Source organism: Propionibacterium ruminifibrarum, from assembly GCF_900289195.1.
Taxonomy (GTDB): domain Bacteria; phylum Actinomycetota; class Actinomycetes; order Propionibacteriales; family Propionibacteriaceae; genus Propionibacterium; species Propionibacterium ruminifibrarum.
Map to the genome: position 1 here is coordinate 161485 of NZ_OMOH01000006.1, position 24808 is coordinate 186292.

Annotated in this window: 19 protein-coding genes and 4 tRNA genes; 12 read left to right on the plus strand and 11 right to left on the minus strand. The window is 68.2% G+C overall.

The genetic code is table 11. The annotated features are described in order from the left end of the window. Window positions 1-33: 33 nt before the first annotated feature. Both PROPJV5_RS12555 and PROPJV5_RS08805 read right to left on the minus strand, forming a co-directional pair. Window positions 34-1062, minus strand: a complete 1029-nt coding sequence (locus PROPJV5_RS12555) for a hypothetical protein (protein ID WP_182858656.1) — start codon at window positions 1060-1062, stop codon at window positions 34-36. A gap of 553 nt (window positions 1063-1615) precedes the next feature. Then, window positions 1616-1688, minus strand: a tRNA-Lys gene (locus tag PROPJV5_RS08805). 450 nt (window positions 1689-2138) lie between these two features. Here PROPJV5_RS08805 and PROPJV5_RS08810 point away from each other — a divergent pair. The 7 genes from PROPJV5_RS08810 to PROPJV5_RS08840 all read left to right on the plus strand — a co-directional run bounded on the left by PROPJV5_RS08810 (window position 2139) and on the right by PROPJV5_RS08840 (window position 10645). Continuing rightward, window positions 2139-3638 (plus strand): C40 family peptidase, encoded by a 1500-nt coding sequence (locus PROPJV5_RS08810; RefSeq protein ID WP_119715981.1) that lies wholly within the window; start codon window positions 2139-2141, stop codon window positions 3636-3638. An 86-nt stretch (window positions 3639-3724) separates the two neighbouring features. Further along, a tRNA-Glu gene (locus tag PROPJV5_RS08815) sits at window positions 3725-3800 on the plus strand. A 180-nt stretch (window positions 3801-3980) separates the two neighbouring features. Continuing rightward, complete coding sequence (gene fucO / locus PROPJV5_RS08820) at window positions 3981-5132, plus strand: lactaldehyde reductase (protein ID WP_119715982.1); 1152 nt, start codon at window positions 3981-3983, stop codon at window positions 5130-5132. Between the two features lie 375 nt (window positions 5133-5507). After that, window positions 5508-6161 carry a TetR/AcrR family transcriptional regulator gene (locus PROPJV5_RS08825; protein ID WP_119715983.1) on the plus strand — a complete coding sequence of 218 codons (654 nt, stop codon included), beginning with the start codon at window positions 5508-5510 and terminating at the stop codon, window positions 6159-6161. Continuing rightward, on the plus strand, window positions 6158-7498 hold the full coding sequence (locus PROPJV5_RS08830) for an MFS transporter (RefSeq protein WP_119715984.1): 1341 nt from the start codon (window positions 6158-6160) through the stop codon (window positions 7496-7498). The genes PROPJV5_RS08825 and PROPJV5_RS08830 overlap by 4 nt, the downstream gene beginning before the upstream one ends. Next, window positions 7492-9810 carry an FtsX-like permease family protein gene (locus PROPJV5_RS08835; protein WP_119715985.1) on the plus strand — a complete coding sequence of 773 codons (2319 nt, stop codon included), beginning with the start codon at window positions 7492-7494 and terminating at the stop codon, window positions 9808-9810. The genes PROPJV5_RS08830 and PROPJV5_RS08835 overlap by 7 nt, the downstream gene beginning before the upstream one ends. Window positions 9811-9850: 40 nt before the next feature. After that, entirely contained in the window at window positions 9851-10645 is a 795-nt protein-coding gene (locus PROPJV5_RS08840) for an ABC transporter ATP-binding protein (protein WP_119715986.1), read from the plus strand. 109 nt (window positions 10646-10754) lie between these two features. Here PROPJV5_RS08840 and PROPJV5_RS08845 read toward each other — a convergent pair whose 3' ends face one another. Continuing rightward, on the minus strand, window positions 10755-12968 hold the full coding sequence (locus PROPJV5_RS08845; RefSeq protein ID WP_119715987.1) for an ATP-binding cassette domain-containing protein: 2214 nt from the start codon (window positions 12966-12968) through the stop codon (window positions 10755-10757). After that, window positions 12965-13567, minus strand: coding sequence for an ECF transporter S component (locus PROPJV5_RS08850; RefSeq protein ID WP_239018445.1), 603 nt, complete (start codon window positions 13565-13567; stop codon window positions 12965-12967). The genes PROPJV5_RS08845 and PROPJV5_RS08850 overlap by 4 nt, the downstream gene beginning before the upstream one ends. A 210-nt stretch (window positions 13568-13777) precedes the next feature. Between PROPJV5_RS08850 and PROPJV5_RS08855 the strand changes: the two genes are divergently transcribed. After that, window positions 13778-13851: transfer RNA gene (locus PROPJV5_RS08855), tRNA-Asp, on the plus strand. A 14-nt stretch (window positions 13852-13865) separates the two neighbouring features. After that, window positions 13866-13939, plus strand: a tRNA-Phe gene (locus PROPJV5_RS08860). A gap of 22 nt (window positions 13940-13961) precedes the next feature. Here the strand turns inward: PROPJV5_RS08860 and PROPJV5_RS08865 are convergent. The 6 genes from PROPJV5_RS08865 to PROPJV5_RS08890 all read right to left on the minus strand — a co-directional run bounded on the left by PROPJV5_RS08865 (window position 13962) and on the right by PROPJV5_RS08890 (window position 20491). After that, the gene (locus PROPJV5_RS08865; protein ID WP_119715988.1) at window positions 13962-15272 is read right to left on the minus strand and encodes an alpha/beta hydrolase; all 1311 of its coding nucleotides are present in this window, start codon (window positions 15270-15272) and stop codon (window positions 13962-13964) included. 16 nt (window positions 15273-15288) lie between these two features. Beyond that, window positions 15289-15489, minus strand: a complete 201-nt coding sequence (locus PROPJV5_RS08870; RefSeq protein ID WP_119715989.1) for a DUF3073 domain-containing protein — start codon at window positions 15487-15489, stop codon at window positions 15289-15291. Between the two features lie 132 nt (window positions 15490-15621). After that, a complete protein-coding gene (gene purM, locus PROPJV5_RS08875; protein WP_420812723.1) occupies window positions 15622-16680 on the minus strand; it encodes a phosphoribosylformylglycinamidine cyclo-ligase in 1059 nt (352 codons plus the stop codon). Next, window positions 16677-18176 (minus strand): amidophosphoribosyltransferase, encoded by a 1500-nt coding sequence (purF, locus tag PROPJV5_RS08880; RefSeq protein ID WP_119716014.1) that lies wholly within the window; start codon window positions 18174-18176, stop codon window positions 16677-16679. Before purF ends, purM begins: the two co-directional genes overlap by 4 nt. Before the next feature lie 119 nt (window positions 18177-18295). After that, window positions 18296-19075 (minus strand): hypothetical protein, encoded by a 780-nt coding sequence (locus tag PROPJV5_RS08885; protein ID WP_119715991.1) that lies wholly within the window; start codon window positions 19073-19075, stop codon window positions 18296-18298. A gap of 81 nt (window positions 19076-19156) precedes the next feature. Further along, complete coding sequence (locus tag PROPJV5_RS08890; RefSeq protein WP_119715992.1) at window positions 19157-20491, minus strand: NAD(P)/FAD-dependent oxidoreductase; 1335 nt, start codon at window positions 20489-20491, stop codon at window positions 19157-19159. Between the two features lie 245 nt (window positions 20492-20736). Between PROPJV5_RS08890 and PROPJV5_RS08895 the strand changes: the two genes are divergently transcribed. The 3 genes from PROPJV5_RS08895 (at window position 20737) to PROPJV5_RS08905 (ending at window position 23107) form a co-directional block, all read left to right on the plus strand. After that, window positions 20737-21006: an ACT domain-containing protein gene (locus PROPJV5_RS08895; protein ID WP_119715993.1), complete on the plus strand. Its 270-nt coding sequence runs from the start codon at window positions 20737-20739 to the stop codon at window positions 21004-21006. A gap of 3 nt (window positions 21007-21009) precedes the next feature. Next, complete coding sequence (locus PROPJV5_RS08900) at window positions 21010-22359, plus strand: PFL family protein (protein WP_119715994.1); 1350 nt, start codon at window positions 21010-21012, stop codon at window positions 22357-22359. Window positions 22360-22465: 106 nt separating this feature from the next. Continuing rightward, window positions 22466-23107 (plus strand): P-loop nucleotide/nucleoside kinase family protein, encoded by a 642-nt coding sequence (locus PROPJV5_RS08905; RefSeq protein WP_119715995.1) that lies wholly within the window; start codon window positions 22466-22468, stop codon window positions 23105-23107. Here PROPJV5_RS08905 and PROPJV5_RS08910 read toward each other — a convergent pair. After that, window positions 23102-24769: a formate--tetrahydrofolate ligase gene (locus tag PROPJV5_RS08910; RefSeq protein ID WP_119715996.1), complete on the minus strand. Its 1668-nt coding sequence runs from the start codon at window positions 24767-24769 to the stop codon at window positions 23102-23104. The genes PROPJV5_RS08905 and PROPJV5_RS08910 overlap by 6 nt on opposite strands. Window positions 24770-24808 lie beyond the last annotated feature (39 nt).

The following is a 24808-nucleotide window of genomic DNA, read 5'->3' on the forward strand; positions in this document are numbered from 1 at the left end:
ACGCCGAGGAGCGCGGCGAATCAGCGTCTCCCACTAGCAACGCCGATAGCTCCAATAGCCGGGATGCCAGCGGCCCCACCAGTCGAAGTAGGGATAGGGCACCCAGTACTGGCAGTAGCCACCGTTCTGCGAAGAGTCCCGGCCTCTTCTGTACGCCGAGTCGTCGTCATCATCGTCATCGTCGTCGTCATCATCGTCATCGTCGTCGTCATCGGTATCGCGCTGGGGCGCCGGGATCTTGGGGCCGGTGTCGTTCCCGGCGCTGTTCCCGGCACCCTCGGCCTTCTCGTCCGAGGGGTTTTCCTCCTCCTGCTGCTGTTCCGCAGCAGCCTGCTCGGCAGCTTTTTGAGAAGCGGCGATGCCGGCGGCCGTGGCCGTGTCCTGTCTCGTCCCGGACAGCTCGAGTTTCACGGCCGACATCTTCTGCGTCGACTCATCGATGGGAGCCGGATCGTTGTCGGCCGAACCCTGGTCGCGGATGCCGGGTGCGGCGTCGTAGAGGGCGGTGGCCTCCTCGATCTTGGTCTTGAGGTCCTCGCGCACCCCGTCGTCGGGCAGCTGGCCGGCCGAGTCGTCGTACACGGTCCAGGCGGCCTTGATCTCGTCCTGGAGTTCATCGGCGGCCTGCATGTTCTGGTACGAGGAGATCGACACCGACAGGTGGAGGCTGTCGGTGTCGAGGGCATCCTTCGCGGCGTTGAGATCGGACGTGGCGCCCCTGAGGGCGTCGAGCTGGTCGCGGCTGGTGCAGGTCAGATCCATGCGCACCTGACGCTCCGCGCCGGAGACCGCGGCGATGAGCTCGGCGGCGCCCTCGCTGTCCTTGTAGCCGTCCGTGGCATCGGCGCTCTCGAGGATCGGCTTGGTCGCGGTGACCGCGTCCACGTAGTCATCAATGGCCTGGTCGGCGGCGCTGATGGCTGCGGCGCAGTCATTTCTCAGCTCCGTCTTGTACCGGTGGACGCCGAAGGCGGTGCCGGAGCCCGCCAGCAGGAGTGCACAGACAACAGCGCCGACGATGGCACGCCTGGGATGCCTCGCCCTCTCTGCCCTGCCTGTCATATGGCTCTTTCGTTCGCTTGCACGGGCCGCAGCAGACGGTGTGGACGACGACCAGTCGTCCCGCCGTTCAGCGCCCGACTCGTCCAAGCATGTGCCGGGGTGTACGCGGACCGAGTGACGTCCAGGCTCAGAGCTCGTTCTTGGGAGAACCTCAGCAGTCACACAGCCCTCACGGGAAACCTGAGTCACAGATTCCCAGGGTTCCGGTTGATGGCGCATGGCGCCCGGAACCCGAGGGGGATCTCGTGCCCAGACCTCCCTGACTGCTACTACTTCGGGCGGAGGGCACACCGGCCACCCGACCAGAAACAGACCGCAGTCGCCTTAGTCTATCGCGCAGGACACTGCCATGGCCAAAGTCATGCCACAAATCCTGCAATGTGGACAACCCGTGCGGGCCGGTCATGCCCAACAGCCCCTGATGCGTTTCCCGATGACCCGCACCGGCTGCATCCACCTGCCTCCCGGACCGGGATCATCCGGGATCGCCCCGACCGGGCGGGGAACGGCAGCCAACGCATTCAGTGTCGCATCCAGTCGCCGGCTGGACGAGTGCCCCCACGGGGGCTCGAACCCCGGACCCAAGGATTAAAAGTCCCTTGCTCTGCCAGCTGAGCTATGGAGGCAGGACTCATATTAGCCGCTCACCCGACGGGCGGTATCGTGCACGACGACGGCCGGTCCCGCGACGGGCCGAACCCTCGACCCTGGCGGCCAAAGGCTCAACCTCAACCTCGGCTTGAGGTTGAGCGCCCGACGACCCTCAGGCTGTTTTCAGCCTCCCCTCAGATGGTTGGGCACACCACCCGCGAGCACAGTAAAACACCTGGTCAGAGCAGTGTTTGACGGAGGCCGGCAGAAGCGCCGGGGCGCCGCGCCCAGGGTCGGGCGACAGTTCGGCCGAAGTCTCAACCGGCCCTTCAGGTGCCTTGTGAGCCCCTCGGACATCTGCCTAAGTTCCTTCCAGCCCTGGGGCACCGGCGTGACGACCGCGAGTCGTCGGGGAAGACGCCTCGCCTCAGGGCACAGACCTCTCACACCACGCGGCTCGAGCAAGGCCGTGGGAAGGACCAGCAGTGAACGACCCCTTCGCGAAAACGGCGCGCATCGCCGTCACCTCGTCGCTGGTGGCTGCCAGTCTGGCCACCGCCGGACTCGTTCTGAGCCCACTGGCGCAGGCCGACTACTCAGACCTGTCCGCGACGACCGACGTGAATGTGCGCACCTCGCCGGACACGAACGGCGAGATCGTCGCAGTGCTCTCCGCCGGCGACACCGTCACCCAGCGCGGTGTCGAGCAGGACGGCTGGCTGCCGATCATCTACAACGGCACGAACGCGTGGGTGCAGGCCCAGTACGTGTCCAGCACCACCGTCATCACGACCGACACCACCGTCGGCACCGCCACGACGACCGCTGACGCCTACGTCCGTTCCGATGCCGACCCGACCAGCTGGATCATGGGCACCCTGTCCGAGGGCACCACGGTCTCGATCACGGGCGACCCGGTCGGCAACTGGACGCCCGTCAACTACTACGGCCGCGCGGGCTGGATCGCCACGAGTCTCCTCGCCGATGCCGGCCAGGAGTCCGCCGGCACCATCGTCAGCGCCATCTCCCAGGACTACCTGTGGGTCCGCACCGGCACCAGCACCGCCTTCACCTCGATCGGCATGCTCTACCCGGGCGACGAGGTCGCCGTCACCGGAACCCCGTTCGCCGGCTGGGTGCCCGTGAGCTTCAACGGCCAGGACGCCTGGGTCGCCGCGAATTACTCGCGCTACGTCACCGATCCCACGACGATCGCGCTCGTGGCGAGCACCACCTCGACCGAGGACGCCGAGGCACCGGCAGAGGAGGCCACGCCGCCCGCCGAGGAGGCACCGGCAGAGGAGACGACACCGCCGGTCGAGGAGACCACGCCGCCGGCCGAGGAGGCACCCGTCGAGGAGGCACCGGTCGAGGAGGCCCCGGCCACGACCACCAAGTGGGCCGCCGATGACGTCAACGTCCGCACCGGCCCCGGCCTCGACTACGAGGTCGTCGACGTCCTCGACCAGGGCGACACCATGGAGGCCACTGGCGTCACCAATGGGGACTGGACCGAGATCATCTACGGCGGGGCCTCCCGCTGGGTCAACAGCGCCTACGTCTCCGACACCGAGGTCGCCCCCTACGAGGCCCCGGCTCCCTCCCAGCCCGAGGTCGCCAGCTACAGCAGCGGCGACGCCGTCCAGACCGCGATCGACTTCGCCTACTCCAAGCTGGGCGGGCCCTACGTGTGGGGCGGTACCGGACCGGTCGGCTATGACTGCTCCGGTCTGATGCAGGCCGCCTACGCTGCGGCCGGCATCTCGATCCCCCGGGTCACCTGGGACCAGGTGAACGCCGGCACACCGGTCTACTCGACCGATGACCTACAGCCCGGCGACTTGGTGTTCTACTACGACAACGGCCACGTCGGCATGTACATCGGCGACGGCCTGGTGCTGAACGCCCAGAACGAGAGCACCGGCATCGTCATCTCCGGGCTGTACGACATGGCTCCGATCTCGGCGATGGTGCGCATCGTCTGATGACGCGCTGAGACAAGGCGAACAGGTGGCGGCTCGGGCACCCGGTTTCTTTCCAGGGGCCCGAGCCGCTACCATGTTCGTCGCGAGTCCCCATCGTCTAGCGGCCTAGGACCCCACCCTTTCAAGGTGGTAACACGGATTCGAATTCCGTTGGGGATACCACGACCGGGGCGGCACCACGTGCCGCCCCGGTCTGCTGGTTCGGGCAGGCCCACGCGCAGCCGGGCCCTGAAGTCTTCCACCGGGTGAAAGCCGTGTGTCACCATTCACCTACGGCGCAGGGTCCATGGCGGAGCCTTCACGCGCCCGACACCGGCGAGCCACACCAGGGGAGCATTTCTCATGACCTACCGCATGATCTTCAATCAGACGGGCCACTTCGGACGGGGAGCCATTGCCAACATCCCCACCGAGATCAGCGCCCGCGGCCTGAGCAAGGCCTTCATCGTCACCGACCCGGTCCTGGCGGAGAACGGCACCGCCACGCGCATCACCGACCTGCTCGACGGGGCCGGCATCGCCTGGGAGATCTTCTCCGACGTGGTTCCCAACCCGCCCGTGGAGAAAGTCCAGGCGGGCCTGGCCGCCTTCCGCGCCTCGGGCGCCGACGTCCTCATCGGCCTGGGCGGCGGCAGCCCCCAGGACACCTGCAAGGCGATCTCGGTGATCGCCACCAACCCCGAGTTCGAGGACGTGCTCAGCCTGGAGGGGGCCTCCCCCACGAAGAACCCGGGCACGCCCATCATCGGCGTGCCCACCACGGCGGGCACCGCCTCGGAGACCACCATCAACTACGTCATCACCGACACCGCCAGCCAGCGCAAGTTCGTCTGCGTGGACCCGCACGACATCCCGGTGATCGCCGTGGTCGACCCCGACCTCATGGACGGCATGCCCAGGAGCCTGAAGGTCGCCACCGGGCTGGACGCACTCACCCACGCCATCGAGGGCTACATCACCCCCGGCGCCTGGGAGCTGTCCGACGCCCTGTGCCTGCGCTCGATCCAGATGATCGCCAAGAACCTGCGCAAGGCCGCCGAGGGCGACGCCGACGCGGTGGAGCAGATGGGCCTGGCCGCCTACATCAACGGCATGGCCTACTCCAACGTGGGTCTGGGCCTGGTGCACGGCATGGCGCACCCGCTGGGCGGGCGCTACAACGCGCCGCACGGGGTGGCCAACGGCATCCTGCTCGCCCCCGTCATGGCGTTCAACGCCGAGTACACCGGGGAGAAGTACCGCGACATCGCCGAGGCCTTCGGGGTCCCGGACGCCCAGACGATGCCGCTTGAGCAGGCGCGCGACGCCGCCGTCGACGCCATCGCCCAGCTGACCCGCGACCTGGGCAACCCGACCCGCATCAGCGAGGTGGGGGTGGACGAGTCCGGCATCGCCGCACTGACCGAGGACGCCTTCGCCGACGTGTGCACCCCCGGCAACCCCCGCCCGGCCACCCGGGAGGACATCGAGGCGCTGTACCGCTCGCTGCTGTAACACTCCACGCAGCTCCGACTCGGGGCGAATTGGCCGAGTCGACCGGGATTGACATGGGCCGCCCCAGCCGCCGGCTGGGGCGGCCCAAACACGTCAAGCGACAAAACCGGGGACGTCGACACACCGATGGTCGGTGTGTCGACGTCCCCGTGGCCTCACCTCCCGCGCCTTCCAACACTCGGGGCACCATCGGCCAGCACAGTCGAACACATACCATCCCGCGGGACGATCGCAGCGCGATGAGGCCACTGGACAACTCCACGACTGAAGGCTAGATTGTCGACCATCCATACCGACCGACGGTCGGTCGGTGGCGGAACGGCCTGTCCCCCACCACCGTCGGAACCGCCCGCGATCCCGATCAGTGAGGAAGCCATGACACCCGCCCGCATCTCCAAACCCGCCGCCCAACGCCGGGACGACATCCTGGACGCCGCTCAGCGACTGTTCACCACCAAAGGAGTCCAGGCGACCTCCGTGGAGGACATCCTCCAGGACGTGGGCATTGCCAAGGGCACCCTCTACTATCACTTCCGTTCCAAGGACGAGATCCTCCAGGGGATCATCACTCGCACCACCGAACGGGTCGCGGTCAAGGCCAGGCAAGTCGCCGATCGACCCGACCCCGTCATCACCAGATTCCTGGGCGTGCTGGCAGCCATGCGCGTCGATGCGCCCGAACTCGCGCTGGCCGAGACCCTCCACGGGCCCGGTAACGCCGAATTCCACGTCCTGTCCATCGTCGAGATGGTCCGTGCCATCACGCCCATCCTCGCCGAGGTCGTCGAACAGGGGGTCGCCGAGGGGAGCTTCTCGACCGAGCATCCCCAAGACATGGTCGAGATCCTCCTCACCAGCATGGGGATGCTGCTCGACGACGGCATCTTCAGGGGAGAGGCGGACCAGATCCCGCGTCGCACCGCCGCCCTCATCAGTGCCGCTGAAACGCTCTTGGGCTGCCGTCCGGGAGCGTTGGCAACAGCCGCACATGACATGCGGATCGCGGGCGCTACCGGGGGCGCGCGATGAAGTACGTGTACCTCCTGGCTCTCGGGGCCTTCATCAATGCCGTGGGCTCCGGCCTCAGCGCCTTCGGCCTGGCGATCTTCGCCTACCAGACCTGGGGCAGCGCCTCGGCAGTGGGCGTTGTTCAGCTGTGCGCCTTTACACCGATCATCGTGCTGGCGCCCCTGGCCGGCGTGTTGGCGGACCGCTTCGACCGGCGTGTCATGATGATGATCGGGGACGGAGGCTCCGTAGTTGGCTTGGCCCTGGTCTGGTTCGCCCTCGGCTCTCACTCGCCCCGCCTGGGCGCGGTGCTGGCCGGACTGACCCTTTCCGCCTGCCTGGCGGCACTGACCGAGCCGGCGCTGCGCGCCTCCGTGAGTGACCTCGTCAGTCCCGAGCATCACGTTCGCAGCTCTGGGCTCCTGCAAGTGGCCGCGTCCGCACGTTATCTGGTCTCCCCCGTCCTGGCCGGAGTCCTGCTGCCCATGACGGGTCTGCGCACCCTGGTCGCGCTCGACGCCGCCACCTGCGTGGTCACCGTTGCTTGCACCTGCATCGTCATGCGGGCCGTCGGCCACCCCCGCAAGTACGGCCGGAATGACCGATCGGGTGCTACCGCCGAACTGCTCTTGGGCTGGCGAATTCTGCGCCGCCGCAACAACGTGCGCATCGTCGTCGAGCTCATGACCTTCATGACTGCCACCGTCGGTACGGTGCAGATCCTGTTCAAGCCGATCCTGCTTCCCCATGTGAGTACCGCCGCCATGGGACGTATTGAGACCCTGTGCGCCGCCGGCATCCTCGCCGGGGCGGCACTCACCACCGTGGCAGGCAGGATCGTTCCTGAGCTGCTGCTCGCTCTGGGCACTGGCGGAGCCGGGCTGTTCATGGTCGCGCTGTCACTGCGTACCTGGCCCTGGTGGGTGGTGACGAGTGGATTCGGTGTCTTCGCGGCACTGGCACTGTGCAACGCCGGCGCCGAGACACTCGTGCGCCGCAGTGTCGACACCGAGCACCAGGCCCGAGTCTGGGGCGTCATCAGCCTGGTCACACAGCTCGGCTACGTCCTGGCATACGCCACCGCCGGCCCCCTGACGGACCGCGTCCTCCAGCCACTCATGGAGCCTCGAGCACCGCTGGCCCCAAGCCTGGGCGCAATCATGGGCGTCGGCGCCGGTCGCGGCGCCGCGCTGCTCGTAGCACTGGCGGGCCTGACCACCACCGGTCTGGCCGTGCTGATTCATGCCCGCCGCGCCGTCCTCGTCCCGGCCAGGCCCGAGTCCAGCGGTGACCAGTACGGCGGGCCGCAAGGCCGCGACGAGACGGTCAGGATCGGGACGGGGCCCGAGTCATGCTGACCCGACTGCTCAAGGCCGATCTGGCGCGTGGGTTTGCCGTTTCCCTGTCGCTGACCGTGCTCATCGCCCTGGCGGCGGCACTCGTGACAGCAGGCACGAGTCTCATCACCGGCACCGTCACATCCATCGGCCGTCTGTCCGCACATGCGCGGGTCCCCGATCTGATACAGATGCATGCCGGGCAGGCCGACCCCGGGGAGATCGACACATGGGCCGCCTCCCGCGACGACATCGTCGAGCATCAGGTCATCAAGACGCTGCGCGTCTCGAAGCAGACGCTCACGATCGCGGGCACCAACCAGGCAGACTCCTATACCGAGGCGGCCTTCGTCACCTCACCCGAGCACTTCGACCTGCTCCTGGGCGACGGCGACGCGCCCGTTGACCCGGCGCCCGGAGAGGTGGCCCTGCCGGTCCACTACCAGGCCATCGGCATCGCCGAGGTGGGGGACATGGTGACCGTGGACACTGGGGACTGGTCCACGAGCCTCAGGGTGGTTGGGTTCTTCCGGGACGCCCAGATGAACGCCCAGATGATTCCCTCCAAACGTCTCGTGGTCAGTACCGAGGACTTCGCCGTCATGGAGGACCACCTCGGCGACACCGAGTACCTCGTGGAGTTCATCCTCGCCGATGCCTCGGCGTCAGACACGGTCATCAACGACTACCGAGCAGCAGGGCTGCCCAGCACTGGTATCGCCGTGACCGCCTTGCAGATACGGCTCATCAACTCCCTGAGCACCATGCTCATCGCCGCCGTCGCCGTCCTCGTCGCCATACTCCTCGTCGCGGTGGCCGTACTGGCTCTGCGCTACACGGTACTGGCGTCCTTGGAAATCGACCTCCCTCAGATCGCCGTCCTCAGGGCAATCGGCGCGCCACCGGGGAGGATCGGTCGCCTCTACCTGCTCAAATACCTGGTTCTGGCTCTGGCCGGAGGAATCGCGGGATGCCTGGCCGGTTATCCGCTGTCCTCGGCCCTGGGCGCCCCCACACGGCTCTACCTGGGCGCGCCACCCGCCACATGGGAGTCCATCGCCATGCCGGTGGTCCTGACGGCGGGCATGGTGGGCGTCACTGTCGGCTTCGTCGCCCTGACCCTGAGACGTATCGGCGCGGTCTCAGTAGTCGAGGTCCTGCGCAGAGGCGCCGGTGACGGTATGCAGTCCCGCCGCCATTGGAGACTGTCGCGCTCGCGCCTCCTGCCGGTGCAGCAGTGGCTCGGGCTGCGTGCGGCGCTGCGTCCCACCAATGCGCTGCTGCTCGGGGTCATCACCCTGTGCACTTTCACCATGGCACTACCCACTGGTGTCGCCACCACTCTGGACGACCCGAGCCTCGCCACATATCTGGGCACCGGGCAGGCCGATCTGCGCATCGACGCCTCCACCGGCAGCCAGGACCTTTCCGCAGCGGTCTCCGCAGTGGAAAGGACTCTCACCGCGGACTCCCGCGTGACCAAGCACACCACGATTGCGCGCCGCGACTACCAGATGCCCGCCTCCGACGGCTCCTGGAGCTCGGTACTGATAGACATCGGCGACCATGACGCCTTCCCCATGAGCTACATATCCGGCCGTGGCCCCTCCACACTCGAAGAGATATCCCTGTCATACAGCAGGGCCGAGGAGTCGGGTGTCGGCGTCGGGGATACCGTCACCGTCCGTTCTCCCGCCGGCGATCGCAGTCTGAAGGTCACCGGAATCTATCAGGACATCACCAACAACGGCCTGACCGCCAAAGCACTCTTCGACGACGACGCACCCACGCTCTGGATGACCATCTACGCCGATATCGACGACTCGTATGTGATCTCAGCCGTCGCGGCCGACTTGCGCGCCTCGCTGCCTGGAGTGCAGGTGACGGGGATGAATGAATACGCCTCACAACTCTTCGGAGCCACCGCCGCACAGGTCCGAACTGTCGCGGCCATGGCCTGCACCGTCGCCCTGGCTCTTACCTTCCTCATCACCACTGTGTTCGTGGTCCTGGTCCTGGCCCGGGAGGAATCCCAAGTGGGCATTCTGCGGGCCCTGGGCTCCACACGACACGATATTGCGGGTCAGTACGTCACCCGTCTCGGTCTTCTGGCCGCGGCGGGGGTGGGGCTGGGACTGCTCCTGAGCGCGACCATGGGCGAGAGGGCGATCGGGTTGCTTCTGGGCACGCGAGGAGCACCCGCGGTTCAACTGCTGCCCGACCCCTGGCTGACGTGGCTGATCATTCCGACCATGGTGCTGCTCACCGTCGCCGGAGCCGCCGGTCTGACCATGCACAGACTGAAAACCATGACCTTGGCCATCATCGATTGAAATGCCCACATCTCTTGACCGGATACTGAGGAAACCCGACATGACCGACGCTGCCACCGCCCGCTCCCCGCACCTTCCGGCGCAGTCGTCCCCTGCAGTGCTGCGCGCACGCAACCTGTCGAAGCACTATGGCGACGCCCGAGTACTGGACGGGCTCGATCTGGACATCGACCGCGGTCAATTCGTGGCTGTCATGGGCCCCTCCGGCTCGGGCAAATCCACGTTCCTGCACTGTCTGAGCGGTATGACCCGCCCCAGCGGAGGCTCCGTCCTGCTGCGGGACACCGACCTGACCGCGCTCGATGAGAGGGCACTGGCGGCACTGCGCCTGGAGCACTTCGGCCTCGTCTTCCAGCAGCCGCACTTCATGAGCACTCTGTGCCTGTTGGACAACGTCCTTCTGCCCGGCTTCCTGTCCCGTCGGCGTCCTCGTGAGGAGGTCACGGCCAGGGGGCGAATGCTGCTGGAACGTATGGGTATAGCCGACTTGGCGGATGCCGATGTCACGGAGGTCTCAGGCGGCCAGCTCCAGCGGGCCGGTATCTGCAGGGCCCTCATCAACGAGGCGGCGGTGCTCTTCGCCGACGAACCCACCGGAGCACTCAACTCCGCGACCGCCGCCCGCATCCTCGACGTCTTCGGGGAGATTCATGTGCGGGGCACCACCATTGTCATGGTCACCCACGACGCCAAAGTAGCCTTGCGAGCCGACCGCGTCCTGGTGCTCGTGGACGGAGGCGTCGAAGAGGACCTGCTACTTGGTCATTACCGAGAAGACCAGTCGGCGGAGCGCCTGGTCCGGGTATCCGCGGCGCTCAACCGTCAGTCGGTGTAACGCGCCGACCAACCCGCGCGCCGGCCCCGGCACATCCCGCGTGAACCGGGGCCCGGGATGGTTCTCGTGCCCGGCGCCCCGACGGCATGGGAGGGGCCGGCGGATTCGGTCACCAGAGCACCCAGGCGACGATCGTCGCCGCCCAGACGACGAGAATGACCGCCGTGTCGCGCACCCGCCACGGATCGCGGACCAGCTCCGTGCGGTGGTCGAACGCGCCGAAGGCCCGCGAGTCCATCGACAGCGCGACCCGCTCCCCGTGCTGCACGGCGATGATGAGCAGCGGGACGATCGAGCCCGCCCACCGGATGGCCGGGCCGAGCGGCCCCCAGCGGCGACCGACCCCGCGCAGCGCCCGAGCGGTTCTCAGCAGGCGGAAGTCGACCCGGAACCTGGTCAGGAAGGCCAGCGCGGCGGTCCCGGCCGAGGCCAGGCGGTACGGAAGGTGCAGGCGAGCGGTCGCCGCCCGCAGGATCGCCTCGGGGTCGGTGGCGATGCCCGAGACGAGGACGAGCGCCAGGAGCGCCCCGATCGTCGTTCCGGCCTGGCCGGGACCGCCGATGTCGCGTATCCCGGTGTAGACATCGGGATTGATGGCCGTGGAGACCGCCCAGGTCAGGATCGCTGCGATCAACCAGACGGCGGTGATGGAGCCGGCGATGCGCCGCAGGCTGCTGCGCGAGCCGGCGATGGCGAGTGAGGCGAGGGCCATGATGATGAGGTTCGCCGTCACGTCACGGTGGGCGATGACGAAGGCCGCCGGCAACAGGATCGCTGCGAGCATGGTGAACGGGTTGAGCGAGCCGAGCAGTGATCTGTTGGGCTGTGGTGGGGGCGCCGGTGGTCTGTCCCGCTCCGCCCCCAACGGCAGGGCGATGATGTGCGTGGCGTGCTCGGCCGCCAGTTCGAGGTCATGAGTGGCCATGAGCACGCTCGCCCCCTCGGCGCGCAGCTCATGGATGAAGTCCATGAGCTCGCGGGTGTTGGCCCAGTCCTGGCCGTAGGTCGGCTCGTCCAGGGCGATGAGCCTCTTCCCGGCACCGACCATCGTCGCCACCGAGAGGCGACGAGACTGCCCGCCGGAGAGGGTGAGCGGGTGCTGGGTTCTGAACTCGGTCAGGTGGAACTGGTCCAGCAGCCGGTCGACCTGGGCCGTCTGGAGGCCGTCGAAGGCCAGCTCGGCCTCGACGCTCGAGGTGACGAACTGATGCTCCGGGTTCTGGAAGACGTAGCCCACGCGGGGATCCCCGGTCCTCACCGGGGTACCGTCGATCGTCGCCGTGCCGACAGAACCCCTGACGACCCCGGCCAAGGCGCCGAGCAACGATGTCTTGCCCGCACCGTTCTCGCCGATCAGGGCGATGAGCTCTCCCCCGCCGAGCCGCGCCGAGACGGCCGGCGAGCGGCCGGGGACACCGAAGTCGGTCAGCTCGCATCGTGCGGCCTCCCCGGGCTCGACGGTGGCGAGTCCATCGATGTCATGCCACCGACCGTCGGTCTTGGCGAGGTAGCGCACCGCGTCACGGCGACACAGCTCGGTCAGCGTCGGCGGGTCGGCGACCGTCGGCCGCAGTGCCCTGGGCAGCCAGATCCCGGCGGCGTCGAGTTCCGCCCGGTGCGAACCATAGACCTCGTCGGGGCTGCCGGCGGCGATCGTGCGGCCGTCCTCGTCGAGGGCGATGACCCGGTCGACCGCTGGCAGGATGGGGTCGAGATCGTGGTCGATGACCAGGACGCCCATGCCCTGCTCGATGAGCGGCGGCAGCAGCCGGTAGAAGTCCTCGCGCCCGTCGGGGTCGATGGTCGAGGTCGGCTCGTCCAGCACGAGCAGGGCCGGTTTCATGGCCAGTGCCACCGCCAGGGCGAGCCGCTGGCGCTGCCCGCCCGAGAGCACCCAGGGATCGTCCCACGGCCGGTCTCCCAGGCCGACCATGCCCAGCGCCTCCGCGGCACGCGCCTCGACCTCCTCGGGAGGCAGGCACAGGTTCTGCAGGGGGAAGCAGACCTCGTCGTGGAGGCTGCGGGCGACGATCGCCGCGTCGGGGTTCTGACCGACGAAGCCGATGCGGGTGGCTATCTGCATCACCTCGGCGTCGGCCATCTCGGCGCCGTCGAGGACGACGCTGCCCCGGTAGTCGGCCGGGATGCAGTGCGGGATGAGCCCGCAGGCCGTCCTCACGAGCGAGGTCTTGCCGCAGCCCGAGGGGCCGATGACGGCGGTGACCCGGCCCGCGTACTGGTCGAGAGCAGCCGCGTCGAGCACCCAGCGTTCGGTCCCGGGGTAACGGACGCCGAGCCCCCGGATGGTCAGCAGGGCGGTCATCGGCGTCGGGCGGAGCCGACCCCGGCCCTGGCGAGCAGGGAACCGATGAACAGGCAGACCGCCACACCGGCCAGGCAGGAGACGATGGAGACCCCTACGATCCCCACGGACACCCCGGTGGAGGTGGTGAACTGCACCATTCCCAGGTACAGCAGGCCGTTGATGCATCCGAAGACGCACCCCGAGATGGCGAACGACCACCATGTCCATACGCGGTAGAGCAGGACCGCCAGCGGCAGCTCGACGAAGGCCGCCCCCAGCACGTTGCCGATGATCGTCGCCGGACCCGAGGGAGTGGTGAAGGCCGCGATGATGCCCATGATGAGCCCGGCGATGATTGCGGCGCCCGGTTTGCGGACGACGACCGCCGGCAGCAGATAGGGGATGAGCCAGGCCCCCATGAACGAGCAGGCGATGAACAGGCCCCTGGGTGTGAGGAGCATGGTGGCGCTGATGTAACTGAGCGCCACGACGATGATCGAGCCCACCACGGCGAGCGCCGCGGTGATCATGAGATTGCGCGTCCCCAGGACGCTGTTGGCCAGCCCCTTGCGTGTTGACTGGTGGATGGTGTCCTGATTTGTGGCATCGCCGCTCACGGCAACCTCCTGTTATTCGGTGAGCCTAGCCTTACCATAAGGGGAATCCACATCCCCCGCAAAGACTCCCCCGGAGATACTATTTGAGAATGAGAATCAAAGATACGACTGGAGGGCCGATCCGGCAACCCACCCGCGCGGTTTTGGCTTTTGCGGACAGGCACGCTATTGTTGTGGAGCCCGCTCGCGCGGGCGGTACAAGTGAATCAAGGCCCTGTAGCGCAGTTGGTTAGCGCGCCGCCCTGTCACGGCGGAGGTCGTGGGTTCAAGTCCCATCAGGGTCGCTCATCCTGATCTAGGCCAGGTAGCTCAGTTGGTAGTAGCGTACGCCTGAAAAGTGTAAGGTCGGCGGTTCGACCCCGCCCCTGGCCACCCCGCCACGAACCGCAGCCGCTCAGCTGCGGTTTTTTCCGTGGCCCGGGCGCTCGAGGTCCGGATCGTCCGGCCCGTCCCCCGCCTGGCCGGGCCTGGACCACTTGAACCATGAGCCACGGCGTCCTCTGCGCTGAGGCCACCACCCTCTCTGGTCGCCCCGCGCCACGTCGTCCTCGCCGTCGCCCGGGGTGTCTGCGCCACCGGCCCCGGGCGCATCGCCACTCGGTCTCACGCCCCGGCGTGTCCTCGCGGCGACAGGGCGGGCGCCCTCGGATCCTCCCCGTTCGGCGTCAGGGGCCTGTTGACGAACAGCCCCCGCCCCATCGTGACGCAGGTTCTCGTGATACCGCCCGATGAGGCCGTCTGGGCGCACGTAGGCGTCGATCCAGCGGGCCATCTCGTCGAAGATCTGCCGGCGCACGGGCTCGCGGGAGAGCATGAGGTCATGGACTCCCCCGGTGACACGACGGATCGTCACCAGCGGGCCCAGGTGCGGCGCGGCGGCCGCGATGCGGTCGACGTCGAGCACGAGATCGGCCTCGTGCATGCTCTCGTCCCAGGTGCGCGAGAAGTCGCTCCGGTCGCTCGTCATGACCAGCACGGGCGTGTCGATGTGGAGGCCGGACGCGACCCGGGCGTGGCCGGCGAGCACGGCCCTGCCCCAGCCCCAGCGGTGGATGAAGGCGGGATGCGACTTGAGGTCGAGGTCCCAGTCCCATTCGCCGTCCTCATCGGCGCGCAGGGAGCGGCGGTAGAAGCCGGTGTCGACGCCGGAGCCGAGTTCGGCCAGCGGACTCACGACGGAGATGGCTGCGGCGACCGGCGAGAGCATCCGCCACAGGGCGGGTGATCCCTGCATGTCGAGCCATGGGGAGTTCAGGATGACGCCCGCGAGCAGCCCGGGACGCCGGGAGGCCCACAGGACTCCGGTGAGTCCGCCCGTGGAGTGCCCCATGAAGGTGATGGGGACACCTGGGTGGTCGTCGTGGATGAGCGCGACGGCCTGATCCAGCTCGGATTCGTAGTGGGCCAGATCGGTGACATACCCCGCGTACAGTCCCGGGACCAGATTCCGCCCGTAACGCCGCAACTCCACCGCGTAGAAGTCGAAGCCCTGGGCATCGAACCAGTCGGCGAGGTGGGTCTGGAAGAAGTAGTCGTTCCAGCCGTGCAGGTAGAGGACGGCCCGGTCATGGCGGGGCGCGCCCCTTCGGACGAGAGTGGCGGTGAGTGCCACCTCCGGTTCACCCTCGGCGAGTTGCGCGCCGGGGATGGACCAGCTGCGCGCTTGGTAACCCGCCAGCAGCGGGTCCCGGACCCACCCACTCATCAGGGCTCAGACAGCCCTAGTCGGACTCGATGTCCTGTTCGTACTTCGCCGCGAGATCGGCATAGTTGTCGGGAATCCCGTCGTGGCTGGGCTCATCGTCGTGATGCTGCTTGCTCCGGAGCTCCCGCTCCAACGAAGCGAAGTCAGTCTCGACCGAACGGTACTTCAGGTCCCTGGCAACCTTGGTCTGCTTCGCCTTTTGCCGGCCGCGCCCCATGTGGGTCGACCTCCTCGCTTGGTCCCTCGCGGCGTTGCCGCGGCATGATGAACAACTCTCGTGAGCCCTAGGCTACCCAATAGATCGGGCCGTCACCAATTGGTCTTGCACCGGCGTGACAAGCAATGCGGTTCAGGACCCCGGGTGTTCGCCGGTCAACTCGACGCTCGCCGCCCCCTCGTTGGACTCGGCACGACCGCAGACCCAGTTCTTCAGGCCGAACCCGTCCAGCACGCGCTGGGCCTCATCCACCTGGTCGGCAGGCAGCAGGGCGACCATGCCGACACCCATGTTGAGGGTCTCCTCGATGTCGTCCCGACTGACCCCGCCGGTGGACTGAACCAGGTCGAAGACGGGCCCGGGCCGCCAGCTGGCCCGGTCGATGGTGACCCGAATACCGTCGGGCACGACGCGGACGAGGTTGTTCGCCAGGCCGCCGCCTGTGATGTGACTCATCGCGTGCACCGTGACGGTCTTGAGGAGCGCCATGATCTCGCCGGCGTAGACGTGGGTGGGTTCCAGCAGTTCCAGCCCCAGGCTGCGCCCGAACTCGGGGATGTGCCGGTCGAGTGGCAGCCCGGCGTCCTCGAGCAGGACGCGACGCACCAGCGAGTAGCCGTTGGAGTGCAGGCCGGAGCTGGCCATGGCCAGGGCGACGTCGCCGGCGCGCACCCGCGCGGGCCCGAGCAGCTCGTCGGCCTCGACGACGCCCGTCGTGGCGCCGGCCATGTCGTACTCGTCGGCGCCCATGAGGCCTGGGTGCTCGGCCGTCTCCCCGCCGACCAGCGCGCAACCGGCCGCGACGCAGGCGTCGGCGATGCCCTCGACGATGGCCGCGATGCGCTCGGGCACGACGTGACCGCAGGCGATGTAGTCGGTGAGGAACAGGGGTTCCGCCCCGCAGACGACGAGATCATCGACGAGCATGCCCACCAGGTCCCAGCCGATGGTGTTGTGGATGTCGAGGGCCTGGGCGAGCGCGACCTTGGTGCCGACGCCGTCGGTGCTCGTGGCGAGCAGCGGGTGACGGTACGAGGCCAGTGCGGAGGCGTCGAAGAGACCGGCGAAGCCACCGATGTCACCGAGGACCTCGGGGCGTCTGGTGCGTGCGACGTGAGCCTTCATGAGCTCGACTGCGGCGTCCCCGGCATGGATGTCGACACCCGCGCGGGCGTAGGCGGACTGGCTCATGATTCATCTTCTCCACGGTCGAATTCGGCATTGCTGTAGCTGGAGCAGGACGCGGGGGCCTCCTCGGCGTTGAGCCCCATCTCGGTGGCGGCCCCGTGCGGCACCGGGATCGGGTACTCGCCGTCGAAGCAGGCGCGGCACAGGTTCTCCTTGGACACGTGCGTGGCCCGGATCAGACCCTCAAGACTGACATAGCCCAGGGAGTCGGCGCCGATGGAGCGGCAGATCTCGTCCACCGACAGGCCCGGGGCGATGAGCTGGGCTCGCGTGGCGAAGTCGAGGCCGTAGAAACAGGGCCATTCCAGCGGGGGCGACGAGATGCGCACATGGACCTGTGCGGCACCGGCCTCGCGCAGCATCCGCACGAGCTGACGCTGCGTGTTGCCGCGCACTATCGAGTCGTCGACGACGACGAGGCGACGCCCCTCGATGACATCCCGCAGCGGGTTCAGCTTGAGCCGGATGCCCATGTTGCGCAGGGACTGGGTGGGCTGGATGAAGGTGCGACCGACATAGGAGTTCTTCACCAGCCCGTTGCCGAAGGGGATGCCCGATTCGGCGGCGAAGCCGATGGCCCCGGGGATGCCCGATTCGGGGACGGGAATGACCAGATCGGCGTCGGCGGGCGCCTCCTCGGCAAGGATCTTGCCGATCTTGACGCGCACGTTGTGGATGCGCCGGCCCGAGATGACCGTGTCGGGACGGGCGACATAGACGTACTCGAACAGGCACCCCTTCGGCCTGGGTGGCGCGAAGTGTGTCGAGTGCAGGCCGGACTCGTCGATGCGGAGCATCTCGCCGGGTTCTACCTCGCGGACGAAGGTGCCGCCCACGATGTCGATCGCGGCCGTCTCTGATGCGACGACCCAGCCGTTGTCGAGCCGACCGAGCACGAGGGGGCGGACCCCCTGCGGGTCGCGCGCGGCGAAGAGCGTGTTCTCGTTGATGAAGACCAGACTGAAGGCGCCGACCAGGCGCGGCAGCAGGTTCCTGGCGACGTCCTCGAGCGGTTCGTCGTCCAGGGCCATCAGTGCGCTGACCAGGTGCGTGTCGTTGCTGGAGTCCATCTCCTCCTTGTGCGGCACCTGGCCCTTGGCCGCCCGGCCGAGGCGCTGGGCCAGCAGGTCCTCGAGTTCGTCGGTGTTGGTGAGGTTGCCGTTGTGGGCCAGGGCGAGCGAACCACGGGGGGTCGAGGCGAAGGTGGGTTGGGCGTTCCGCCAGACGCTCGAGCCGGTGGTCGAGTAGCGCGTGTGACCGACCGCCATGTGCCCGGTCAGGGAGTTCAGGGTCGCCTCGTCGAAGACCTGACTGACCAGACCCATGTCCTTGAAGACCATGATCTGTGAGCCGTCCGACACCGCGATGCCCGCCGATTCCTGACCGCGGTGCTGCAACGCGAACAGGCCGTAGTAGGTGAGTCTGGCCACGTCCTCGCCCGGCGCGAAGACACCGAAGACACCGCACTCATCCTGCGGCCGGTCCTCGTGTCGTGTCATCACCTGATCGGTGTCGTCCGGTCGAAGAACCACGCCCACAGCCTATCGTGGGGGTCTGTCTGCGGCGCCGGGCCGGTCACGAGTGGGACGCGACCCCGGCGTCGAGGCCATGACGCGGCTCACCGCAGGTAGACCACGGCGTTGTTGCCGCCGGTGCACGTGGTGACGGCGCCGGTCGCCACCACGCACGACATCGAATAGGTCCTGTTCGTCACGGGGCTGGTCGCCGTGACCTCGACGACACCGTCCGCGGCGGTGGAGGCCCTGAAGGCGGTCTCGACGTTCAGGGCGAACTGACAGGACGTCGATGAGTTGACCGCAACCGATTCACTGCACTGCGTGGCACCGTCGGGGAAGGCGACCGGAGTGGGTGTCGGGGTGGGGGTCGGTGTCGGGGTGGCGGAGGAGGACGCCGGGGCGCTCGTCGCCGCAGAGGCCTCGGGCGCCGCGGCACCGGACTGGCCGCGCAGACCAGCGATGATCACGCCCAGAACGATGCTCAGGACGAGCAGGTGGGCCAGCCAGCCGAGCAGGAACGCCCCCCAGTAACGGCCCGACGGGGCACCCGCCTCGCGGGCGCGGTGGGCGGCCCCGGAGGCCGGGGCCGCCCCGAAGGGGCCGAAGAAGAAGGAGATGACGGCCGTGAGTCGCACGCTCGGCGGCCTGGTGGCCTCGGGGATGACCGGGATCCCGGGGCTGGTGGGCCAGTCCGCCTCATCGTCGTGGCCGGGGTGCATGCCCCCGTAGCGGGCGTCGGAGAAGTGCTGTGAGAAGCTGCGTCCCGCGGCGGGGTCGAAGCCCCCGGAGGGGTCGTAGGGCGCGCCGAAACGATTCTCGTCGTAGCCGTAGTCGGCTGGCCGCAGCCGATCGTGCGGCCCCCGCTGCGAACCGGTCGACATGGCAGCACCCCCTCCAGCGGCCCTCCCCGGGCCCGGCGGGCCCGGGGAGGCCCATGCTACCCCGGCGGGGTGAGATAACAGCTAGTCAGATTCCTCTCGCTCCGCGCTGTTCGCGGCGGGACGCTCATCAACGATGTCGCCGATGATGCCCGAGGCCTGCTTGCTGAAGGTCAGGTAGCGTGCGGCGAGGTTGATCATCGACTGCAGACGGTTGCGCCCGCCGAGCAGGAAGTACAGGTGCAGGCCGACCCAGGCGACCCACGCGATGAAACCGGTGAAGTCGATCTTCAGACCGTGGAAACGGGCCATCTGGACGACGGCGGCGTTGCGGCCGATGGTGGCCATCGTGCCCTTGTCGAAGTAAGAGAACTTCTCGGTACGCCGCCCGGCCTCCAGGTTGATGATCTGCTTGGCCGCCCACACGCCCTCCTGCATCGCCGGCTGGGCCAGCTGCGGCAGCGGGTTGTCCTCGATGAGGGCGCCGTCGCCGATGGCGAAGACCCGGTCCTGGCCCTTGACCCGCAGGTCGGGGCCGACGAGGATGCGGCCGCCCCGGCCGAGTTCCACGCCCCACTTCTCGACGTCCTTGTGCGCCCCGACGCCGGCGGCCCAGATGACCAGGTCGGCCGGCAGGGTGGAGCCGTCCTTCAACAGGACCGAGTCCTCCCGGATCTCGGCGATGGCCGATGTGGTGCGGACGTCGACACCGCGCCGCTGCAGCTGGCGGCGCGTGTAGTGGCGCAGTTTGGCATCGAACGGCATGAGCAGGTGCTCGGCCATCTCGACCAGGGTGACGTGGACGCGGTCGATCGCCACATCGGGGAAGATCGCCGGGATGCCCACTGACTTCATCTCGGCCAGGGTGCCGGCCATCTCGACACCGGTCGGGCCGCCGCCGACGACGATGACGTCGAAGTTCTTCTGCGGGTTGGTGTCGAGGGCCTCCAGGTTCGACAGGATGACGTCACGTGTCTTCACCGAGTCCGTGCGGGTGTAGATGGTGTAGGCGTGCTCCTGCGCGCCGGGGGTGCCGAAGTAGTTGGCGCCGACGCCCTGGGCGAAGATCAGGTAGTCGTAGTCGATCGGGCCGCCGTTGTCGCACTCGACGCGCCGGCCCTCGAAGTCGACGCCGGTGACCTTGGCGCGCCGGAACCGGCAGTTGGGGGTCCGAGCGGCGAAGGAGCGCAGCCGATAGGTGACGTCGCCGGGGTTCAGTCCCCCGGTGGCCACCTGGTAGAGCAGGGGCTGGAAGGACGTGTAGGGGTTCTTGTCGACGATGATGACGCGGGCCCCTGCCCTGCCGAGGGTCCGGGCCGCGTTGGTGCCGCCGAAACCGCCCCCGACGATCACCACGCGAGGCCCCTGGCCCGGTTCGAATGGGTCGTCGGTCTTGCGGAAGATGGACGGGATGTTCATCAGGTCTGAACCCTCCTGTTCGTCGGAACGTCATGGGCGCCACACGGCACGCGCCCAATCCAACCATTCCGCCGGACGCAGCGGGCACCTGTCCGGCAGCCGTTCACCCCCAGCGGATTACCTTTTTCTTAGGTTAGCCTAAACAATTCTTCGGGGGAGGGGTTCGCCGGCCGATCCGGCGGGCCCGACGGCACCCCGGCCGCCGTGCCGTCCGGCTCGCGGCACCCCGCCGGTAGGGTTGGCCCATGATTGCGATCCTCACCGTGACGGGCCTCGATCACACGGGCATCGTGGCCGCGGTCAGCACACGGCTGGCCGAGCTCGACGTCAACCTGTGCAACATCTCCCAGACGATCATGGGCGACTACTTCACCATGATCGCCCAGTGCGAATTCGACGAGCAGGCCCACCCGATCGAGTCCCTGCAGAGTGATCTCAAGACCGTCGGCGACGAGCAGCAGGTGGTCATTCGCCTGCAGTCCGAGGCCATCTTCCGAGCGATGCACGAGCTGTGAGCCATGGACACCGAACACGAGATTCTCGAGACCATCGAGATGATCGAGGAGTACCGCCTCGACATCCGCACCGTGACGATGGGCATCAACCTGCTCGACTGCGCCGACCCCGACCCGCAGACCGCCTGTGAACGGATCTACGAACGCATCGTCTCGAGCGCCAGGCGGCTGGTGCCCGTCGCCGAGGGCATCGAGGCCGAACTCGGTATCCCGATCATCAACAAGCGCATCTCGGTGACCCCCATCTCCCTGGTCGCCGGTGCGAGCCGCACCGAGGACTACACCTGTTTCGCCGCGGCGCTCGACAGGGCGGCGCACGAGGTCGGTGTCGACTTCCTCGGCGGTTTCTCCGCGCTCGCCCAGAAGTCGCGCAGCGCGGCCGACCGCCACCTCATGGACTCGCTGCCGCAGGCCCTGGCCACGACGGACGTGGTCTGCTCCTCGGTGAACATCGGCTCGACCAAGGCCGGCATCAACATGAGCGCCGTGGGCCGCATGGGTGAGCTCATCCGGGAGATCGCCGACCGCACCGGCGGCATGGGATGCGCCAAACTCGTCGTCTTCTGCAACGCGGTCGGCGACAATCCGTTCATGGCCGGCGCCTTCCACGGGGTCGAGGAGGGCGACGTTTGCATCAATGTGGGCGTCTCCGGCCCCGGTGTGGTCAAACGCGCCCTCGACAAGGTCCCGGACGCGAGTTTCGGCGGCATGGCCGAGACGATCAAGAAGGCCGCCTTCAAGGTCACCCGGATGGGGCAGCTCGTCGGCACGATGGCCGCTGAGCGGCTGGGCGTGCCATTCGGCATCGTCGACCTCTCGCTCGCCCCCACCGCAGCCATCGGCGACTCGGTGGCTGAGATCCTCGAGACGATGGGGGTCGGTACCGTCGGCGGCCACGGCACGACCGTTGCGCTGGCGCTGCTCAACGACGCCGTGAAGAAGGGGGGCCTGATGGCCTGCTCGCACGTCGGCGGCCTGTCCGGATCCTTCATCCCGGTCAGTGAGGACGCCGGCATGATCGACGCGGTCACCAGCGGTGTGCTCGGCCTCGACAAGCTCGAGGCCATGACCGCGATCTGCTCGGTCGGGCTCGACATGATCGCGATACCCGGCGACACCCCGGCCACGACGATCGCCGCCATGATCGCCGACGAGGCCGCCATCGGCATGATGAACAACAAGACGACCGCGGTCCGGGTCATCCCCGTCCCCGGCGCGGCGGTCGGCGACGACATCGACTTCGGGGGGCTGCTCGGTCACGCCCCGGTCATGGCGGTCCACCGCAGTGACGCCGGGCCGCTCATCAGCCGCGGCGGACGGCTGCCCGCACCCGTGCACAGCTTCCGCAGCTGAGGGGGCACGAACCGGCCCGGCGTGGCGTGACGGACTCGCAAGTAGGGGTGCAGAGTTCTTCAGATCCCATTTCTGCTCCACGCATGACCCCTGGCAGACTGGGGCCATGCTCATTGCCATGTCGGGCCTCCAGGCCACCGGGAAGACGTACGTCTCGACGGAGCTGGCGTCCCGCATGAACGCGATGCGCATCGGCGTCCCCGGGATCGAGTCCGCCCTGGCCGCCGCCGGGCTGTGGCGCAACCAGGCCACCGGGCTCGCCGCCTACCTGGCGGCTCAGTCGGTTGCCCGCGAGAACCTCGTCACCGGCCACGACGTCATCATCGACGCGGCGAACTACACCAAGAGCAGCAGGCAGCTGTGGACGGACCTGGCGAGCGAGACGGGCACCGACCTGTTGTTCCTCATCACCGTCTGCTCCGACTCGGCGATGCACCAGGAGCGCGTCCGGGCCCGCCAGCACGGCGCCCCCACGACCAGGATCACCTGGGACGACGTCGCCGAACGCAACGCCCACACCGAGATGTGGGGCGCCGAACCGCGCGTGGCGCTGGACACGGCCCGCGAGATCGACTTCGACCACACGGTGACGATGGTGCGCTGCTTCGGCGGCGAGGCCGAGCCGATGCGCACCGCTCCGCGTTACCGGGCCGCCCGCCGCGCGGCCGAGGAGCCCGAGGACCAGCCGCTGAACGGCTTCGCCGTGCCCGCCCCGGAGCCGCGGGGTGCGGCGCGGCTCATGTCATGACAGGCCGGTGATCCGGCCCTCCTGGTCGATGTCCATGCCGAGGGCGGCCGGCTGCTTGGGCAGTCCTGGCATCGTCATGATGTCCCCGGCGAGAGCGACGACGAACCCCGCCCCGGCGCGCACGCTCAGTTCGCGCAGGCCGATGGTGAAGCCGCGCGGGGCCCCCAGCAGCGTGGCGTCGTCGCTGAACGAGTACTGCGTCTTGGCGATGCACACCGGGAGGTCGTCGAAGCCCTGGGCGCTCAGGCGTTCGAGCTGACGTCTGGCCTCGGGCGTGTAGTCGACGCCGTCGGCGCGGTAGATCTCGCGGGCGACCATCTCGATCTTGCCGCGCAGGCTCGACTCGCTGTCGTAGATCGGGGCGAACTCGCCGGGGCGCTCGCACAGTTCGACGACCGCCTCGGCCAGTTCGACGCCGCCGGCGCCGCCCTCGGTGAAGACGGTGGACGTGATGGCTCGGACGCCGAGTTCGGCGCAGCGCTCACGCACCAGGTCGGTCTCGGCGGCGGTGTCGGCGGGGAACGCATTGATCGCCACGACGACCGGGACCCCGTACTTGGCGAGATTGTCGAGGTGCTGCTCCAGGTTGGCCATGCCCTCGTCGAGGGCGGTCAGGTTCTCGGCGTCCAGGTCGTCCTTGGCCAGGCCCCCGTTGAACTTGAGGGCGCGGATGGTGGCCACGAGCACGACGGCGTCGGGCGCGAACCCGGCGCTGGGGCAGACGATGTCCAAGAACTTCTCGGCGCCCAGGTCGGCCCCGAAGCCGGCCTCGGTGACCGTGTAGTCGGCCAGTTTGAGCCCCATGCGGGTGGCCAGCACCGAGTTGCAGCCGTGGGCGATGTTGGCGAACGGGCCGCCGTGGATGATCGCCGGGGTGTTCTCGGTGGTCTGCACCAGGTTCGGTTTGATGGCGTCCTTGAGGAGCAGGGCCATGGCGCCCGTGGCGCCGAGCTGTTCGACGGTGACCGGCTCCTGGTCGTAGGTGTACGCCGGGATGATGCGGCCCAGGCGTGCCTTGAGGTCCTCGAACCCGGTGGCCAGGCAGAGGACGGCCATGATCTCGCTGGCCACGGTGATGTCATAGCCGCTCTGGCGGGGAACGCCGTCGACGCGGCGGCCGAGCCCGACGACGATGTCCCGCAGGGCCCTGTCGTTCATGTCGACGACCCGGCGCAGTTCCACCCGCTGCGGGTCGATGTTCAGCGGGTTGCCCTGGTAGATCGAGTTGTCGATGAGGGCGGCGAGCAGGTTGTGGGCGGCGCCGATGGCATGCATGTCACCGGTGAAGTGCAGATTGATGTCCTCCATCGGCAGCACCTGCGCGTAACCGCCGCCCGCGGCGCCCCCCTTGACCCCGAAGCACGGGCCCATCGAGGGCTCACGCAGCGTGGTGATGGCACGCCGGCCGATCCTGTTCAGCGCCATCGCCAGGCCGACGTTGGTGGTCGTCTTGCCCTCGCCGGCCGGCGTGGGGTTGATGGCGGTGACCAGGACGAGTTTGCCGTCGGGACGCCCGGCCAGCCGGTCGAGCAGGCCGAGGGAGAGTTTGGCCTTGTCCCTGCCGTATGGCTCGTACTCGGTCTCGTCGATTCCCAGGGACTGGGCGACGGCGGCGATGGGTTCCAGGACCGTCTCCTGGGCGATCTGGACGTCGGTCTTCATTGCGTCTCCTCTCGTCAATGACGGACCCGGATGGTCTGC